The 17,179-nt window shown below is 57.0% G+C and carries 14 protein-coding genes; 10 read left to right on the top strand and 4 right to left on the bottom strand.

Going from position 1 to position 17,179, the window contains the following annotated elements; all coding sequences use genetic code 11:
• Positions 1-85 precede the first annotated feature (85 nt).
• From fes to wzz(fepE), 4 genes are all read left to right on the top strand, one after another.
• Entirely contained in the window at positions 86-1,300 is a 1,215-nt protein-coding gene (fes, locus tag ACQ29O_RS15805; protein WP_000656611.1) for an enterochelin esterase, read from the top strand.
• Between the two features lie 30 nt (positions 1,301-1,330).
• Entirely contained in the window at positions 1,331-1,549 is a 219-nt protein-coding gene (locus tag ACQ29O_RS15800) for an MbtH family protein (RefSeq protein ID WP_000396012.1), read from the top strand.
• On the top strand, positions 1,546-5,430 hold the full coding sequence (entF, locus tag ACQ29O_RS15795) for an enterobactin non-ribosomal peptide synthetase EntF (protein ID WP_000194131.1): 3,885 nt from the start codon (positions 1,546-1,548) through the stop codon (positions 5,428-5,430). The genes ACQ29O_RS15800 and entF overlap by 4 nt, the downstream gene beginning before the upstream one ends.
• 249 nt (positions 5,431-5,679) lie before the next feature.
• Positions 5,680-6,816: an LPS O-antigen length regulator Wzz(fepE) gene (wzz(fepE), locus tag ACQ29O_RS15790; protein ID WP_001746658.1), complete on the top strand. Its 1,137-nt coding sequence runs from the start codon at positions 5,680-5,682 to the stop codon at positions 6,814-6,816.
• Positions 6,817-6,868: 52 nt separating this feature from the next.
• Here wzz(fepE) and fepC read toward each other — a convergent pair whose 3' ends face one another.
• Genes fepC through fepD form a run of 3 tightly spaced genes read right to left on the bottom strand, consistent with a single transcriptional unit; the run spans position 6,869 to position 9,656 of the window.
• Positions 6,869-7,663, bottom strand: a complete 795-nt coding sequence (fepC, locus tag ACQ29O_RS15785; protein WP_000140620.1) for an iron-enterobactin ABC transporter ATP-binding protein — start codon at positions 7,661-7,663, stop codon at positions 6,869-6,871.
• On the bottom strand, positions 7,660-8,649 hold the full coding sequence (gene fepG / locus ACQ29O_RS15780) for an iron-enterobactin ABC transporter permease (RefSeq protein WP_000480062.1): 990 nt from the start codon (positions 8,647-8,649) through the stop codon (positions 7,660-7,662). Before fepG ends, fepC begins: the two co-directional genes overlap by 4 nt.
• Positions 8,649-9,656, bottom strand: coding sequence for a Fe(3+)-siderophore ABC transporter permease (gene fepD, locus ACQ29O_RS15775; RefSeq protein WP_001277879.1), 1,008 nt, complete (start codon positions 9,654-9,656; stop codon positions 8,649-8,651). The genes fepG and fepD overlap by 1 nt, the downstream gene beginning before the upstream one ends.
• Before the next feature lie 110 nt (positions 9,657-9,766).
• Here fepD and entS point away from each other — a divergent pair, with 110 nt between their 5' ends.
• Complete coding sequence (entS, locus tag ACQ29O_RS15770) at positions 9,767-11,011, top strand: enterobactin transporter EntS (RefSeq protein ID WP_253336118.1); 1,245 nt, start codon at positions 9,767-9,769, stop codon at positions 11,009-11,011.
• 62 nt (positions 11,012-11,073) lie between these two features.
• On the opposite strand, the gene fepB is transcribed toward entS, so the two are convergent.
• Complete coding sequence (gene fepB, locus ACQ29O_RS15765; RefSeq protein WP_001238987.1) at positions 11,074-12,030, bottom strand: Fe2+-enterobactin ABC transporter substrate-binding protein; 957 nt, start codon at positions 12,028-12,030, stop codon at positions 11,074-11,076.
• A gap of 308 nt (positions 12,031-12,338) precedes the next feature.
• Here fepB and entC point away from each other — a divergent pair, with 308 nt between their 5' ends.
• The 5 genes from entC to entH are packed head-to-tail and all read left to right on the top strand — an operon-like array spanning position 12,339 to position 17,176.
• Positions 12,339-13,514 carry an isochorismate synthase EntC gene (gene entC / locus ACQ29O_RS15760; RefSeq protein WP_000367603.1) on the top strand — a complete coding sequence of 392 codons (1,176 nt, stop codon included), beginning with the start codon at positions 12,339-12,341 and terminating at the stop codon, positions 13,512-13,514.
• Between the two features lie 9 nt (positions 13,515-13,523).
• A complete protein-coding gene (gene entE / locus ACQ29O_RS15755; RefSeq protein WP_001222464.1) occupies positions 13,524-15,107 on the top strand; it encodes a (2,3-dihydroxybenzoyl)adenylate synthase EntE in 1,584 nt (527 codons plus the stop codon).
• Positions 15,108-15,147: 40 nt separating this feature from the next.
• Positions 15,148-16,005, top strand: coding sequence for an isochorismatase (locus tag ACQ29O_RS15750; protein ID WP_001007166.1), 858 nt, complete (start codon positions 15,148-15,150; stop codon positions 16,003-16,005).
• Complete coding sequence (entA, locus tag ACQ29O_RS15745) at positions 16,005-16,760, top strand: 2,3-dihydro-2,3-dihydroxybenzoate dehydrogenase EntA (protein WP_000752163.1); 756 nt, start codon at positions 16,005-16,007, stop codon at positions 16,758-16,760. The genes ACQ29O_RS15750 and entA overlap by 1 nt, the downstream gene beginning before the upstream one ends.
• 2 nt (positions 16,761-16,762) lie before the next feature.
• Positions 16,763-17,176, top strand: a complete 414-nt coding sequence (gene entH, locus ACQ29O_RS15740) for a proofreading thioesterase EntH (RefSeq protein WP_000637969.1) — start codon at positions 16,763-16,765, stop codon at positions 17,174-17,176.
• Positions 17,177-17,179 lie beyond the last annotated feature (3 nt).

Below are 17,179 nucleotides of genomic sequence, written 5' to 3'. Positions count from 1 at the left end.
TATTGCAAATGCAAATAGTTATCAATAATATTATCAATATATTTCACCTTTTATATACAAAATTCATAATAAACACAGAGTTATAATGAAAGAGGCGCTGGCAACGGGAAGTAAGGCCTGGTGGAGGACGAAAACCGGGCCGGAATGGATACGGGAAAAAGACGGAAATTATCGGGTCACTTTTTGGTGGCGCGACCCGCAGGGAAACGAAACACACTCCCCGATACGGCGTGTCTGGGTCTACATCACTGGCGTAACCGATCATCATCAAAACGCGCAGCCTCAGACGATGGCGCGTATTGCCGGAACGGATGTCTGGCGCTGGAGTACGGCGCTTAGCGCTAACTGGCGCGGCAGCTACTGTTTTATTCCTACCGAACGCGATGACGTTTTTGCCGCTTTTGCGCCGGGCGAAACGCCCGATCGGAACGCACTGCGTGAAGGCTGGCGACAGCTATTACCGCAGGCGATTGCCGACCCGCTTAATTCGCAAAGCTGGCGGGGAGGACGTGGTCATGCGGTTTCAGCGCTGGAAATGCCGGATGCGCCCCTTCAGCCGGGATGGGATCGTCCTGAAACGCCGTACTCGCCGCCTTTGATGATGCAGTGGCATAGCGCACGTCTGGGTAACTCCCGCCGCGTATGGATATTGACGACCGGAGACGAGGCGCCGGAGGAAAGACCGTTGGCTATTCTGCTGGACGGTCAATTCTGGGCGGAAAATATGCCCGTCTGGCCCGCGCTTGCCTCGCTGACTCATCAACGCCTGCTTCCCGGTGCCGTCTATCTGCTGATTGACGCGATTGATACTCACCACCGCAGCCAGGAGTTGACCTGCAATGCCGACTTCTGGCTGGCAGTGCAGCAGGAACTGTTGCCGCAAGTCAGAGCCGTGACGCCTTTTAGCGATGATGCCGGGCGAACGGTGGTCGCCGGACAGAGCTTTGGCGGCCTGTCGGCGCTGTATGCCGGCCTGAACTGGCCGACGCGTTTTGGCTGTGTACTAAGCCAGTCAGGATCGTTCTGGTGGCCTCATCGCATCACCCCGCCGGAGGGGGAAGTCATTACCCGGCTGAAAACCGGCGCATTATGTGCGCGCGGACTGCGTATCGTACTGGAAGCCGGCGTGCGTGAGCAGATCGTGTTTCAGGCGAATCAGGCGCTTTATGCCCAACTGAATACTTCGCAGCAGTCCATTTTCTGGCGTCAGGTTGACGGCGGACACGATGCGCTTTGCTGGCGCGGCGGGCTAACGCAAGGGCTGATGCTGCTTTGGCAGACGCTTATCGACACGCTTTAACCGGGCACATGTCCATGACAGGAGTTGAGTATGGAATTCAGTAATCCCTTCGATAATCCGCAGGGACAGTTTTACATCCTGCAAAATGCGCAGCGTCAATTCAGCCTTTGGCCAGCGGCGTGCACGCTTCCCGCAGGCTGGGACGTGGTATGCGAACCGCAATCGCAGGACGCGTGCCAGCAGTGGCTTAATACGCGCTGGACAACACTGAATCCGGCGCATTATGCCGATAAGCAGGAGGCGAAATGACGCAGCGTTTACCGTTAGTCGCCGCTCAGCCGGGGATCTGGATGGCGGAAAAACTCTCTGATTTACCCTCCGCCTGGAGCGTGGCGCACTATGTGGAACTGAATGGCGAGCTGGATGCCGCCTTGCTGGCAAAAGCGGTAGCGGTAGGGATGCAACAGGCGGATACGCTACGGATGCGTTTTACCGAAGAGAACGGCGAGGTCTGGCAATGGATAGATCCTGAGCACACCTTCGGCGAGCCCCCGATTGCCGATTTACGCGACCATCCCGATCCGCATCACGCGGCGCTGGCGTTAATGCAGGCGGATTTACGGCAAAACCTGCGCGCAGATAGCGGTAAGCCGCTGGCGTTTCACCAGTTAATCCGCATTGATGATACCCGCTGGTATTGGTATCAGCGCTATCACCATTTGCTGGTGGATGGCTTTAGCTTCCTGGCGATAACTCGCCAGATTGCGGCGATTTATCGCGCCTGGCAGAGCGACGCTCCTACGCCGGAGTCGCCTTTTACCCCCTTTGCGGATGTGGTCGAGGAATATCAGCGCTATCGCCAGAGCGAGGCCTGGCAGCGTGACGGCGCCTTCTGGGCGCAGCAGCGCCGCGAGCTGCCGCCGCCGGCGTCAATGTCTGCCGCGCCGTTGCCGGGGCGGTCGGCGAGCGCGGATATTCTACGTATGAAATTGAACGCGCCGGCGGGGGCGTTTCGCCAACTGGCGGCGCACATGCCTGAGATACCGCGAGCGGATCTTGCCCTGGCGCTGGTGACGTTGTGGCTGGGACGATTATGCGGGCGTATGGATTATGCCGCCGGATTTATCTTTATGCGGCGGATGGGTTCGGCGGCGTTAACGGCGACCGGGCCTGTCCTTAACGTGTTGCCGCTGGCGATTAACCTTCATGCGACGGAAGATCTGCCAACGCTGGCGAAGCGTCTTGCGGCGCAGTTAAAGAAGATGCGCCGCCACCAGCGTTACGACGCCGAACAGATTGTACGCGATAGCGGGCGAGCCGCAGGGGAGACGCCGCTATTTGGCCCGGTGCTCAATATAAAAGTGTTTGATTATCATCTGGATCTTCCTGGCATACAGGCGCAAACCCATACCCTGGCGACGGGGCCGGTTAACGATCTTGAACTGGCGCTTTTTCCGGATGAAAACGGCGGTCTGGATATTGAATTGCTGGCGAATGCACAGCGTTACGATGATGCCACGCTCTCCCGCCATGCCTTACGATTGATGGCGCTTATCACGCAGTTTGCGGATAACCCGGCGCTGCGCTGCGGCGATGCGCAAATGCTGCTGGCGGAAGAACAAACGCAATTAGCACACCTTAATAATACGGCGGTAACGATTCCCGCCGCCACGCTTAGCGATTTGGTGGCGCAGCAGGCGCAAAAAACGCCAGAGGCTTCCGCGTTGGCAGATGCGCATTATCACTTTACCTACCGTGAAATGCGCGAACAGGTTGTGGCGCTGGCGTACGCGCTGCGGGAACGCGGCGTTCAGCCTGGCGATAGCGTGGCGGTGGCGTTACCGCGGTCGGTTTTCCTGACCTTAGCGCTGCATGGCATTGTCGAGGCGGGCGCCGCCTGGCTGCCGCTGGATACCGGTTATCCTGACGATCGGCTGCGAATGATGCTGGAAGATGCGCAGCCGAAACTATTAATTACGACTCAGGCGCAGCTGGCGCGCTTTCACGATATTCCGGGGATGGAATATTTGTGTTATAGCCAACCGCTACCGGTCAGTGACGCCACTCCGCTGGTGCTGTCGTTACCGCATCATACCGCTTACATCATTTTCACCTCTGGCTCGACGGGCAGGCCGAAAGGGGTGATGGTGGGACAAACGGCGATAGTCAACCGGCTGCTGTGGATGCAGGCTCACTATCCGTTGACGGCGGATGATGTAGTAGCGCAAAAAACGCCGTGCAGTTTTGACGTCTCAGTATGGGAGTTTTTCTGGCCGTTTATCGCCGGGGCGAAACTGGTGATGGCCGAGCCGGAAGCGCACCGCGACCCGCTCGCGATGCAGCGGTTCTTTGCGCAATACGGCGTCACGACCACTCATTTTGTGCCGTCGATGCTGGCGGCCTTTATTGCCTCGCTCACGCCAGCGTCGGCGGGGAAAAGCTGCGCTTCCTTAACGCGCGTTTTCTGTAGCGGCGAGGCCCTGCCGACGGCGCTGTGCCGCGAATGGGAGACGTTAACCAACGCGCCGCTACACAATCTGTACGGGCCAACGGAGGCCGCGGTGGATGTGAGCTGGTATCCGGCCTGTGGCGATGAGCTGGCGGCTGTTGACGGCAACAGCATCCCGATTGGTTATCCCGTCTGGAATACCGGTTTACGTATTCTCGATGCGCATATGCAGCCGGTGCCGCCGGGCGTGGCTGGCGATCTCTATCTTACCGGTATCCAACTGGCGCAGGGCTATCTGGGGCGTCCGGATCTTACCGCCAGCCGTTTTATCGCCGATCCTTTTGCGCCAGGCGAACGGATGTACCGTACCGGAGATGTGGCGCGCTGGCTGGATTCCGGCGCGGTGGAGTACCTGGGGCGCAGCGACGATCAGCTCAAAATTCGGGGGCAACGTATTGAACTGGGCGAGATTGACCGCGTCATGCAAACGCTGCCGGATGTTGAACAGGCGGTAGCACATGCCTGCGTCTTTAATCAGGCGGCGGCGACGGGCGGGGATGCCCGGCAACTGGTCGGCTATCTGGTGTCGCACTCCGGTTTGCCGCTGGATTTACCGGCGCTGCAGGAAAAATTACGCCAAAAACTTCCCGCGCATATGGTGCCGGTTGTGTTGTTGCAACTTGCCGGTTTGCCGCTTAGCGCTAATGGCAAGCTGGATCGCAAAGCCCTGCCGCTGCCGGACCTGACGCCGCGCGTGAAAGGGCGTGCGCCGCAGTCCGCAACGGAGATTGCTGTCGCCGCGGCGTTTTCCCGCCTGCTGGGCTGTGAGATTAACGACGTTGAAAGTGATTTCTTTGCGCTGGGCGGACACTCGCTGCTGGCGATGAAACTGGCCGCGCAGCTAAGCCAGACGTTTAACCGCCAGGTGACGCCGGGGCAGGTGATGGTGGCGTCTGACGTGGCGCAGTTAAGTAAGCTGCTCGATACTGACGATGACGAACGCTCGCGCAATCTGGGGTTCGGGCCGCTGTTGCCGCTGCGTGAAAGCGATGGTCCAACGTTATTTTGTTTCCATCCGGCGTCGGGGTTCGCCTGGCAATTTAGCGTATTATCACGCTATCTCAGCCCGTCGTGGTCGATTATGGGGATTCAGTCGCCGCGCCCCGCTGGCCCTATGCAAACCGCAACCACCCTTGATGAGGTATGTGAACATCATCTGGCGACTTTGCTCGCCCGGCAGCCGCATGGCCCTTATTATTTATTAGGCTATTCGCTGGGCGGGACGCTGGCGCAAGGGATCGCCGCCCGGTTGTGCGCGCGCGGCGAAACCGTGGCGTTTTTGGGGTTACTGGACACCTGGCCGCCGGAAACGCAAAACTGGCGGGAAAAAGAGGCGAATGGCCTCAATCCGGACGTATTGGCGGAAATTGAACGTGAACGCGCTGCGTTTGTCGCCGCGCAGCAGGGAAATGCCTCCGACGCCTTATTTACCGCCATTGAAGGCAATTATGCGGATGCCGTCCGTTTGCTGACGACGGCGCATAGCGTACCGTTTGATGGACATGCTACGCTCTTTGTGGCGGATAAAACGGTGCCGGAAGGCGTATCGCCTGAACAGAGCTGGTCGCCGTGGATAGCGTCGTTGGCTATTTATCGCCAGCCGTGCGCGCATGTAGATATTATTTCTCCCTCCGCTTTTGAAACTATCGGGCCCATCATCAGCGAACTTATTAATAAATAACGGGCGTTGTTTCTGTCTTTAACAAATTAAATCCTGAAACCCATAATAATTACTAATTATTATGGGTTTTTTATTGCAACTATTAATTCTTTTAACATAAGTGATACATGCTACAGGCAAGTTTAATTCCGAATATTTAGCTTTTCGGGCACTGGCGCGTAAAGATTGTTTCGGATAATTCTGACTTGCTGTTAGAATCTCTGACAGGAATGTGTTCTTTCATTGGATAAAGTTTTCAGGTCATACGGCATGCCATCTCTTAATGTAAAACAAGAAAAAAATCAGTCACTTGTAGGTTATTCACTGCCGCCCACCAACAGTCATGAAATCGATTTGTTTAGCCTTATAGAGGTGTTATGGCAGGCGAAACGTCGTATTCTTGCTACCGTTTTCGCCTTTGCGTGCGTGGGGTTGCTTCTGTCCTTTCTGCTGCCGCAAAAATGGACTAGCCAGGCGATTGTCACACCGGCGGAGTCGGTACAGTGGCAGGGGCTGGAGAGAACGTTGACCGCGCTGCGCGTGTTGGATATGGAGGTAAGCGTTGATCGGGGCAGCGTATTTAATCTGTTTATTAAAAAGTTTAGCTCGCCCTCGCTGCTGGAAGAATATCTTCGTTCTTCTCCGTATGTCATGGATCAATTAAAAGGCGCGCAAATAGACGAGCAGGATCTTCACCGGGCGATTGTCCTGCTGAGCGAAAAAATGAAAGCGGTGGACAGTAATGTCGGCAAGAAAAATGAAACGTCGTTATTCACGTCGTGGACGCTGAGTTTTACCGCGCCGACGCGGGAAGAAGCGCAAAAAGTGCTGGCTGGCTATATTCAGTACATCTCCGATATCGTCGTGAAAGAGACGCTGGAAAATATTCGTAACCAGCTGGAAATCAAAACCCGCTATGAGCAGGAAAAGCTGGCGATGGATCGGGTGCGTCTCAAAAATCAGCTTGATGCCAATATTCAACGTCTTCATTATTCGCTGGAAATCGCCAACGCCGCCGGTATTAAGAGACCGGTTTACAGCAATGGTCAGGCGGTAAAAGATGATCCGGATTTTTCTATTTCTCTCGGCGCGGATGGTATTTCCCGCAAACTGGAAATTGAGAAAGGGGTAACGGACGTGGCTGAGATCGACGGTGATTTGCGTAACCGTCAATACCATGTTGAACAACTGGCGGCAATGAATGTGAGTGACGTGAAGTTTACCCCGTTTAAATATCAACTGTCGCCGTCTCTGCCAGTGAAAAAAGATGGCCCGGGTAAAGCGGTCATTATTATCCTGGCGGCGTTGATTGGCGGTATGATGGCCTGCGGCGGCGTATTACTGCGTCACGCGATGGTCTCACGTAAAATGGAAAACGCGCTGGCGATAGATGAACGGTTAGTCTGATTTACCCGAAAAGCCGGATAGCGATATCCGGCTTTGTCATCTGTGTGGGCGACTATCGCCGCCCCAACGGTACCACCAGCGGCGTACCGGCAACCGGATCGTCGATAATCATACAGCGCAGCCCATAGATTTTTTCGATAAGCTCTGCGGTAACAATCTCTTTCGGCGCGCCCTGTGCGACAATATTACCTTCGCGTAATGCAATCAAATGCGTGGCGTATCGGCAGGCCTGATTCAGGTCGTGCAGGACGGCGGCGAGCGTATAACCTTTTTCGCGGTTGAGATCGCTTAACAACTCCAGCAAATCAATTTGATGGCTAATATCCAGCCACGTTGTCGGCTCATCCAGCAGCATGATGGATGTTTCCTGCGCCAGCACCATGGCTATCCACGCCCGCTGACGTTGGCCGCCGGACAGAGTGTCTACACTTTGCGCCGCTAGTGAGGTGATACCTGTTGCACGCATGGCACTGGCGACGGCATCGGCATCTTCCTTACGCCAGCGGGTAAATAACGGCTGATGCGGATACCGCCCTCTGGCGACCAGCTCTTGTACGGTGATATCGCCCGGCGTGGTAGCGTTTTGCGCCAGCAATCCGATGCGCCGCGCCACCTCTTTACTGGCGTAACGCTGTATTTGTTCGCCATCCAGCCAGACATGGCCGTCAACAGGCGTCATCAGACGGCTTAGCGTGCGTAGCAACGTTGACTTGCCGCAGCCGTTAGGGCCGATGATGGCGGTAAAATGGCCGTCCGGAATCGAAACATTAAGGTTTTTTGCGACGGTATAGCTGCCATAACCCAGCGTTAACTGGTCGCCGCGCAAACGGGCTACGGATTCGGTCATTTTTTGCGGGACTCCTGAATTAACAAGACGATAAGGTAAATACCGCCGAGGCTGACGGTGACCACGCCCACTGGAAGCTGATAAGGCATAAACAGTTGCTGCGCGCACGCATCGGCGGCCAGTAGTAATAATGCGCCGCACAGCGCCGACTGGGTTAATCCCCAGTGCGCTGTGCCGCTAAGACGGCGGGCGATGTGCGGCGCGACAAGGGCAATAAACGAGATGGGGCCTGCCAGTGCCGTTGCCGCAGCGGTGAGCGACACCGCCACCAGCATCAGCATCAGGCGTGACCGCTCCACGCTAACACCCAGCGCGCAGGCGCTGTCATCGCCCATCTCCAGCAGCCGCATACGACGCACCAGTAGCGCGGCGCCTGTCAGCATTACAATAATCAGCGGCGCTGAAGGCCAGGTTTTTGCCCATGTCAGACCGTTGAGCGACCCGGCGTTCCATAAGCCGGCGGTGAGCGCCGTTTCCAGCGACGCCTGCAACAGAAGCCAGGTATTAAAGGCGACTAACATCGCGCGGATGCCGATACCGATGATAATCAGCCGGAAAGTTTCAATCCCGTTACGCCAGGCGAGCAGCCAGACAATCAATGACGTGACGATACCGCCCGCCATTGCCGCCAGCGCGATCGCGGTAAGATGCTGGCCAAACAGGACCATTGCGACCAGTACGCCGCTCCAGGCGCCGGTATTAAAGCCCATCACATCAGGGCTGCCTAGCGGGTTACGCATCAACGACTGAAAAATCGCGCCACTGACGCCAAGCGCAGCGCCAATCAGCAGCGCCATTAATACGCGCGGTAGTCGCCATTCGGTTACGACAAGGGTGATGTTACGCGGCGCGTCGCCCAGCAGCGCGGCAATAATCTGCCCGGTCTCAAGAGGCACGGCGCCGCTTTGCAGACTCCATAAGCCAATGGCGAAGCAGCCAGCCGCCAGAAGCAGGCAACTTACGATAAGCCGACGAGAAAGAAACATCACAGGCCGCCTCCGTTCGATTTACGGCGTACCAGAAAGATAAGTACCGGCGCGCCGATAAACGCACTGACGACCGATACCCGGAGTTCGCCCGGCACCAACAGACGACCAATAATATCGGCAAAAAGCAGCAGAGCAGGGGTGGCCAGTAGCGTCACTGGCAGCGACCAGCGGTGGTCTGCGCCCACCAGCCAACGCGCCATATGCGGCATCATCAGACCAATAAAGGCGATAGGGCCGACCAGCGCCGTTGCGCTGCCGCACAAGACGGTAATCGCCAGTAAACCGATAAGTTGGGTGCGCGCCACTTTACTCCCCAGCGCCGTCGCGGTATCGCTGCCGAGGCTCAGGCTGTTCAGCGCTCGGCTCAGAAATAGCGCCACGATCCCAGCGATAACCACGGGCGCGAGCGCGACTTTCAACGTTTGCAGGCTACGAATGTCCAGCGATCCCGCCTGCCAGAAGCGAAGCTGATCATAGACCTCTGGATTTAACAGCGCGATGCCGCTGGTCAATCCTTCCAGTACCGCGCCAAGCGCCACGCCCGCCAGTGTCAGGCGGACCGGGCTTAACTGGCCGCCGCCCTGACTACCGGTGAAGGCGACAATCAGCGATGCGATAAGCGCGCCGCTAAATGCCATGAAAAGCTGCTCCAGCGGCGTGGAGAAACCAAACAGCGCCGCGCCCAGTACAATGGCGAAGCTGGCGCCGTTGTTAACGCCCAGAATCCCCGGGTCGGCGAGCGGGTTGCGAGTAAGTGTTTGCATGAGCGCCCCGGCGAGGCCCAACGCGCCGCCTGCCAGTAATCCGGCCAGCGTACGCGGCAAACGCGCATCCAGGACGATGGTGCAATCGGCGCTTTGGCACACGCCGGTGAACGCCTCCAGCACGACGGCGGCGGGCAGCGGTTTCGCGCCAATGACCAGGCTTAAAACCGCGGCGAGACTCAGTAATAACAACAATCCGGGCACGGCAAACGCGCGCGTCACGGAAAACGAGCATGACATAGTAACTTCCCTGATAATGATAGTAATTATCGTTATCTATCTTATTTGGTTATGTTAGCATGTGCAGCCATTGAATGGATATTTAAAAAAACTCGCATTAAGGCGTTGTAATGAATCGACAATCCTGGCTGCTCAATCTCAGCCTGTTGAAGACGCACCCTGAATTTCGCGCAGTATTTCTGGCCCGTTTTATCTCTATTGTCTCGCTGGGGCTGCTTGGCGTGGCGGTTCCGGTACAGATCCAAATGATGACGCACTCCACCTGGCAGGTAGGGCTGTCGGTAACGTTAACCGGCGGCGCCATGTTTATTGGCTTAATGGTGGGCGGTGTGCTGGCCGATCGCTACGAACGCAAAAAGGTGACTCTGCTGGCGCGCGGTACTTGCGGTATTGGCTTTATTGGCCTGTGCGTGAACGCGCTGTTGCCGGAACCGTCATTGCTGGCGATATATCTCCTTGGCCTGTGGGACGGCTTTTTCGCGTCTCTGGGCATGACCGCGTTACTGGCGGCGACGCCAGCGCTGGTCGGAAGAGAAAATCTGATGCAGGCCGGCGCGATTACCATGCTGACGGTACGTCTGGGATCGGTTATTTCCCCGATGTTGGGGGGCATATTGCTTGCCAGCGGCGGCGTAGCCTGGAACTATGGGCTGGCGGCCGCCGGGACGTTTATTACGCTATTGCCGTTACTGACGCTGCCGCGACTGCCTGTTCCTCCGCAGCCGCGGGAAAATCCTTTTATCGCGTTACTGGCGGCATTTCGTTTTTTGCTCGCCAGTCCGCTTATCGGCGGTATTGCGCTGCTTGGCGGTCTGGTGACGATGGCAAGCGCGGTACGCGTCCTCTATCCGGCGCTGGCGATGAGCTGGCAGATGTCGGCGGCGCAAATCGGTTTGCTGTATGCGGCAATTCCGCTGGGGGCGGCCATTGGCGCGCTGACCAGCGGACAACTGGCGCATAGCGTTCGTCCGGGGCTCATTATGCTGGTTTCGACAGTCGGTTCTTTTCTGGCGGTGGGGCTGTTCGCCATCATGCCGGTCTGGATCGCAGGTGTTATCTGTCTGGCGCTGTTTGGCTGGCTTAGCGCCATCAGTTCGTTATTACAATACACCCTGCTGCAAACCCAGACGCCGGAAAATATGCTGGGGCGAATGAATGGCCTGTGGACCGCGCAAAACGTCACGGGAGACGCTATCGGCGCGGCGCTGTTAGGCGGTCTTGGCGCAATGATGACGCCGGTCGCTTCCGCGAGCGTGAGTGGATTCGGGCTGGTGATTATCGGTTTGCTGCTGCTGTTAGTGCTGGGCGAGCTACGCCGTTTTCGCCAGACGCCGCCGGTTAGCGATGCTGGCTGATGAAGGGGCGTTTATCCGACTGACAAAATCGGTCTGGTCAGTCGGATAAGACTCCGATAAGGCTAAAACAGGGCGGCAAGCCGGTTAAGCAACAATGTTGCGCTGTAATAATCCAGACGGAACGTCTCCGTACCCAGGGCATAGACGCGCTTATTTTGCACCGCTGGCAGGTGCGCCAGCAGCGGATTGGCGTAAAGGGCCGCAACATCGTTGTTGTCGCCGGCAAACAGGAAAAGAGATTCACCGTTTAACCCGGCGGCCAGATTTTCACCGCCAAGCTGAATGATATCGTGGCGCTTACCCTGGCTTTTGCTGGTTTGCAGCCCTCGGGGCAATGTCGCCAGCGTAAAGCCTAACTGTGTCAATAGCTTGCCTTGTGCTGATTCTGGCGTCCACAGATTGGCGCTATGCGCGGCAGGGGTATACACCAGCGCGCTAACCGGCTGCGGCGGCAGGGCGATTCGCTGTTTAACCGTCGTCAGTTGCGCCTCAAATTCCGCTATTCGCGCGGCGGCCTGTTTCTCCTGACCGGTGATCTCGCCAAGTTGCGTGAGCAAACTCTGCCAGCTTTTATCGTCATAATTGATGACGAGTGTCGGCGCGATAGCGGAGAGCTGATCGTAAAGCGCCAGCGCGGAGTCGCCGCCGGTGGCGCTAATCAAAATGAGATCCGGCATTTGCGCGGCGACCGTTTCGGCATTCGGTTCGCCGATGTACAGCCGGGCGACATGGCGAGCCTTTGCTACGTCGCTCCACTGGCGCATAAACCCTTGATCGTCGGCAAAGCGGTTATTCGGCGTAGTGGCTCCGCTGGCGACGACGGGCGCATCAATCGCCAGCAGCGAGCCTGTCAACGTCACGCTGGTAGAGACGATACGCGCGGGTTTGTGGTCCAGAGTATGAACGCCGCGGCTGTCCTGGATTTGCCGGGGCCAACCGGCGTCCTGGGCTAAGGATATTCCTGAAATTGATATACCAACCACTAAAAGCAGCCAACGATAAAAGGCGGGGAGTCTCACAATAGCGTCCTGTTATTAATAAAGTTAATGCTTCTCATTTTCATGTCAGCGGCAGCGAGATGCAAGCCTTAGTGCCATTTAACTCATGACCAGAGTTGACAGAGCGACGTTTTACTCTTAGGTTAGCGCACTAAAAATAGAAATAATAATCATTATTATACACAAAATCATTCAAGAAGCATCGCAACGGCAAGGGAAGAAATCCCAGCGGGCATAGATAACTGTGTGACCGGGGTTTCTGAGCGCAGCCAACAAAGAGGCAGCTTGAAAGATGAAGTGTATATAAGCCTTTATCATTGGAGGATGATATGGATATGTCACTGGCCGAGGACGCTCAGGAGACAATGGCAACGCTTGCTCCCGATCGCTTTTTCTTCATGTCGCCGTATCGCAGTTTTACCACTTCCGGGTGCTTCGCCCGTTATACCGAGCCTGCGGTTGCCGGAGATTCGCCGGATAGCCCTTTCCAGCAGAAATTGCGCCAGCAGTTTGCCGAGGCCAAATCGCAGGGCATCGCCAACCCTATCCTGGTGGGGGCGATTCCCTTTGATACCCGCCAGCCGTCGTCGCTATTTATCCCGATGGCGTGGCAGTCCTTTTCCCGCCAGCAAAAGCAGCGCACGGCGCGTTATTTTACTGACCATCAGTCGCTGACGGTGACGGCGCGAAAGGCGATTCCGGAGCAGGATGCTTTTGAAGCGATGGTCGCACGCGCGGCTATGCTGACCGCCACGCCAGACGTCGATAAAGTGGTGCTTTCCCGGCTGGTAGATATCACCACTGATGTAGCGGTGGATAGCGGAGCATTGCTGGAGCGGCTGGTTGCGCAGAATCCAGTTAGTTACAACTTCCATGTGCCACTGGCGGATGGCGGCGTTCTGCTGGGCGCCAGCCCCGAATTGCTGATACGCAAAGAGGGCGAGCGGTTTAGTTCGCTGCCGTTAGCAGGCTCGGCACGCCGACAGCCCGATGACGTTCTGGATCGCGAGGCGGGAAACCGACTGCTGGCTTCACAAAAAGATCGCCATGAACATGAGCTGGTGACGCAGGCGATGAAGCAGATCCTGCGCGATCGCAGCACGGAACTGCAATTACCTTCCTCTCCGCAGTTGATCACCACGCCGACGCTATGGCATCTCGGTACGCCGTTTGAGGGCAAGGCCAACGCCGGAGAAAACGCGCTGACGCTGGCCTGTCTGCTGCATCCAACGCCTGCGTTAAGCGGTTTCCCTCATCAGGTCGCGAAAAAGCTGATTGCTGAACTGGAACCGTTCGATCGTGAACTGTTTGGCGGCATTGTCGGCTGGTGCGATGCCGAAGGAAACGGCGAGTGGGTAGTGACGATTCGTTGTGCGAAATTGCACGGTAATCAGGTGCGCCTGTTCGCCGGCGCCGGGATTGTCCCTGCCTCTTCGCCAGTCGGCGAGTGGCGGGAAACCGGCGTCAAGCTCTCTACGATGTTGAACGTTTTTGGACTGCATTAAGGAACGATGATGCGTATACCTTTCACCCGTTGGCCGGATGAATTTGCCCGCCGTTATCGTGAAAAAGGCTACTGGCAAGACGTGCCGTTGACCGATATTCTGACCCGCCACGCTGGCAGCGACAAGACGGCGGTCATTGAAGGCGAGCGCGCATTCAGCTATCGCCAGCTCAACCAGGCCGCAGATAATCTGGCCTGCAGTTTACGCCGTCAGGGCATCAAACCTGGCGAAACCGCTCTGGTACAACTGGGGAATGTACCGGAACTGTATATCACCTTTTTCGCCCTGTTGAAGCTTGGCGTAGCGCCCGTTCTGGCGCTGTTTAGCCATCAACGTACCGAACTTAACGCCTATGCGATGCAGATCGCGCCGACGCTGGTGATTGCCGATCGCCAACATACGCTGTTCGCCGGGGAGGACTTTCTCAACACGTTTGTGGCTGAACACCGCTCTGTGCGGGTGGTGTTATTGCGCAACGACGACGGCGATCACAGCCTGGACGCGGCGATGCGGCAGGCGGCGGAAGATTTCACCGCCACGCCATCACCTGCTGACGAAGTGGCCTACTTTCAGCTTTCCGGCGGTACTACCGGCACGCCAAAGCTTATTCCCCGTACCCATAACGACTATTACTACAGCGTGCGCCGTAGCAATGAGATTTGCGGTTTTAACGAGGAGACGCGTTTTCTGTGCGCGATTCCCGCCGCGCATAACTACGCCATGAGTTCGCCGGGCGCGCTGGGCGTCTTTCTTGCCAAAGGAACGGTAGTGCTGGCGACCGATCCCAGCGCCACGCTCTGTTTCCCGCTGATCGAAAAACACCAGATTAATGCCACGGCGCTGGTGCCTCCCGCGGTCAGTCTATGGCTACAGGCTATCCAGGAGTGGGGCGGTAATGCGCCGCTGGCGTCATTAAGGTTATTGCAGGTTGGCGGCGCGCGGCTTTCTGCGACGCTGGCCGCCCGTATTCCGGCTGAAATTGGCTGTCAGTTGCAGCAGGTCTTCGGCATGGCGGAAGGGTTAGTGAACTATACCCGGCTGGACGATAGTCCGGAACGGATTATCAATACTCAGGGAAGACCCATGTGTCCGGACGACGAAGTGTGGGTGGCGGATGCCGACGGGAATCCACTGCCGCCGGGCGAGATTGGTCGTCTGATGACGCGCGGCCCCTATACTTTTCGCGGCTATTTCAACAGTCCGCTACACAATGCCAGCGCCTTTGACGCCAACGGTTTTTACTGTTCCGGCGATCTGATCTCCATTGATCAAGACGGTTACATCACCGTTCACGGGCGTGAAAAAGATCAGATCAATCGGGGCGGCGAGAAGATAGCCGCCGAAGAGATAGAAAACCTGTTACTGCGCCACCCAGCGGTGATCCATGTGGCGCTGGTCAGCATGGAAGATGAACTGCTGGGAGAAAAAAGTTGCGCATATCTGGTGGTAAAAGAGCCGCTGCGAGCGGTACAGGTACGCCGTTTCCTGCGAGAGCAGGGCGTGGCGGAATTTAAATTACCGGATCGCGTAGAGTGCGTTGCGTCACTGCCGCTGACGCCGGTTGGTAAAGTCGATAAAAAACAATTACGCTAGCGGTTGGCGTCACGTTCACCGCTCTGAAGGAGAAAGAGAGATGGCAATCCCGAAACTACAGTCTTACGCGCTGCCCACCGCACTGGATATCCCGACCAACAAAGTGAACTGGGCATTTGAGCCGGAGCGCGCTGCGCTGCTCATCCACGATATGCAGGATTACTTTGTCAGCTTTTGGGGCCGCAACTGCCCAATGATGGACCAGGTGATTGCTAATATCGCCGCCCTGCGCCAGTACTGTAAGGAACATCATATCCCGGTCTATTACACCGCTCAGCCGAAAGAGCAAAGCGATGAAGATCGCGCGTTACTCAATGATATGTGGGGGCCGGGACTGACGCGCTCTCCGGAACAGCAGAAGGTGGTAGAAGCCTTAACGCCGGATGAGGCGGATACGGTGCTGGTGAAGTGGCGCTATAGCGCGTTTCACCGCTCGCCGCTGGAACAGATGTTAAAAGATACCGGACGCAATCAGCTCATCATTACCGGCGTGTATGCGCATATTGGCTGTATGACCACCGCTACCGATGCGTTTATGCGCGACATTAAGCCGTTTATGGTGGCGGATGCGCTGGCGGATTTCAGCCGGGAAGAGCATCTGATGGCGCTGAACTATGTGGCGGGGCGTTCCGGTCGCGTCGTCATGACCGAGTCGCTGCTGCCGACGCCGGTTCCTGCCAGTAAAGCGGCGCTGCGGGCGTTGATTCTGCCGTTGCTGGATGAGACCGACGAGCCGCTGGATGATGAAAACCTGATTGATTATGGCCTGGATTCAGTACGCATGATGGGGCTGGCAGCGCGCTGGCGTAAAGTACACGGCGATATCGACTTCGTGATGCTGGCGAAAAACCCGACCATTGACGCCTGGTGGGCGCTGCTTTCTCGCGGGGTAGAGTAATGGCCTGTATTGATTTTTCAGACAAAACGGTATGGGTGACCGGGGCGGGGAAAGGGATCGGTTACGCGACGGCGCTGGCGTTTGTCGACGCCGGGGCGCGGGTGATCGGCTTCGATCGCGAATTTACGCAAGAGAATTATCCCTTTGCTACCGAAGTCATGGATGTGGCGGATGCCGCACAGGTTGCGCAGGTGTGCCAGCGTGTGTTGCAAAAAACGCCGCGGCTGGATGTGCTGGTCAACGCCGCCGGTATTTTGCGTATGGGAGCGACCGACGCGCTTAGCGTCGACGACTGGCAGCAGACATTTGCGGTCAATGTGGGCGGGGCATTTAACCTGTTTTCGCAGACGATGGCGCAGTTTCGCCGTCAGCAGGGAGGAGCGATTGTCACCGTAGCCTCAGATGCGGCGCATACGCCGCGTATCGGTATGAGCGCTTACGGCGCCTCTAAAGCGGCGCTGAAAAGCCTGGCGCTAACCGTAGGGCTGGAGCTGGCGGGCTGCGGGGTGCGCTGTAATGTGGTGTCGCCTGGTTCGACTGACACCGATATGCAGCGCACGTTATGGGTGAGCGAAGATGCCGAACAGCAGCGTATTCGCGGTTTCGGCGAACAGTTTAAGCTCGGCATACCGCTCGGTAAAATCGCCCGTCCGCAGGAGATAGCCAATACCATTTTGTTTCTTGCCTCCGATCTGGCCAGCCACATTACCTTGCAGGATATCGTGGTGGACGGCGGTTCAACATTGGGAGCCTGACGATGATCTGGAAACGGCATTTAACGCTGGATGAATTGAACGCTACCAGTCAGAACACGCTGGTGGCGCATCTGGGCATTGTTTACACCCGTCTGGGCGATGAAGTGCTGGAGGCGGAAATGCCCGTCGATGCCCGCACTCATCAACCGTTTGGTCTGCTACACGGCGGCGCATCGGCAGCGCTGGCGGAGACGTTAGGATCAATGGCGGGTTATCTGATGACCCGCGACGGGCAGTGCGTGGTCGGGACCGAGTTAAACGCCACCCACCACCGCGCCGTCTCGCAGGGGAAAGTACGCGGCGTTTGCCTGCCGCTGCATCTGGGGCGGCAGAATCAAAGCTGGGAAATTACGCTCTTTGACGAGCAGGGGAGGCGCTGCTGCACCTGTCGCCTGGGAACGGCGGTAATGGGATAGTTC

The organism is Salmonella sp. GDC200615 (assembly GCF_050574145.1).
GTDB lineage: Bacteria > Pseudomonadota > Gammaproteobacteria > Enterobacterales > Enterobacteriaceae > Salmonella > Salmonella enterica.
The sequence above is the reverse complement of the archived record's forward strand: the minus strand, read 5'-3'. Positions and strand labels throughout refer to the sequence as shown.

Coding starts and splice junctions, on each gene's coding strand:
- fes (WP_000656611.1), top strand. CDS start 86: ATGAAAGAGGCGCTGGCAACGGGAAGTAAGGCCTGGTGGAGGACGAAA.
- ACQ29O_RS15800 (WP_000396012.1), top strand. CDS start 1,331: ATGGAATTCAGTAATCCCTTCGATAATCCGCAGGGACAGTTTTACATC.
- entF (WP_000194131.1), top strand. CDS start 1,546: ATGACGCAGCGTTTACCGTTAGTCGCCGCTCAGCCGGGGATCTGGATG.
- fepC (WP_000140620.1), bottom strand. CDS start 7,663: ATGACCGAATCCGTAGCCCGTTTGCGCGGCGACCAGTTAACGCTGGGT.
- fepG (WP_000480062.1), bottom strand. CDS start 8,649: ATGTTTCTTTCTCGTCGGCTTATCGTAAGTTGCCTGCTTCTGGCGGCT.
- fepD (WP_001277879.1), bottom strand. CDS start 9,656: ATGTCATGCTCGTTTTCCGTGACGCGCGCGTTTGCCGTGCCCGGATTG.
- entS (WP_253336118.1), top strand. CDS start 9,767: ATGAATCGACAATCCTGGCTGCTCAATCTCAGCCTGTTGAAGACGCAC.
- entC (WP_000367603.1), top strand. CDS start 12,339: ATGGATATGTCACTGGCCGAGGACGCTCAGGAGACAATGGCAACGCTT.
- entE (WP_001222464.1), top strand. CDS start 13,524: ATGCGTATACCTTTCACCCGTTGGCCGGATGAATTTGCCCGCCGTTAT.
- ACQ29O_RS15750 (WP_001007166.1), top strand. CDS start 15,148: ATGGCAATCCCGAAACTACAGTCTTACGCGCTGCCCACCGCACTGGAT.
- entA (WP_000752163.1), top strand. CDS start 16,005: ATGGCCTGTATTGATTTTTCAGACAAAACGGTATGGGTGACCGGGGCG.
- entH (WP_000637969.1), top strand. CDS start 16,763: ATGATCTGGAAACGGCATTTAACGCTGGATGAATTGAACGCTACCAGT.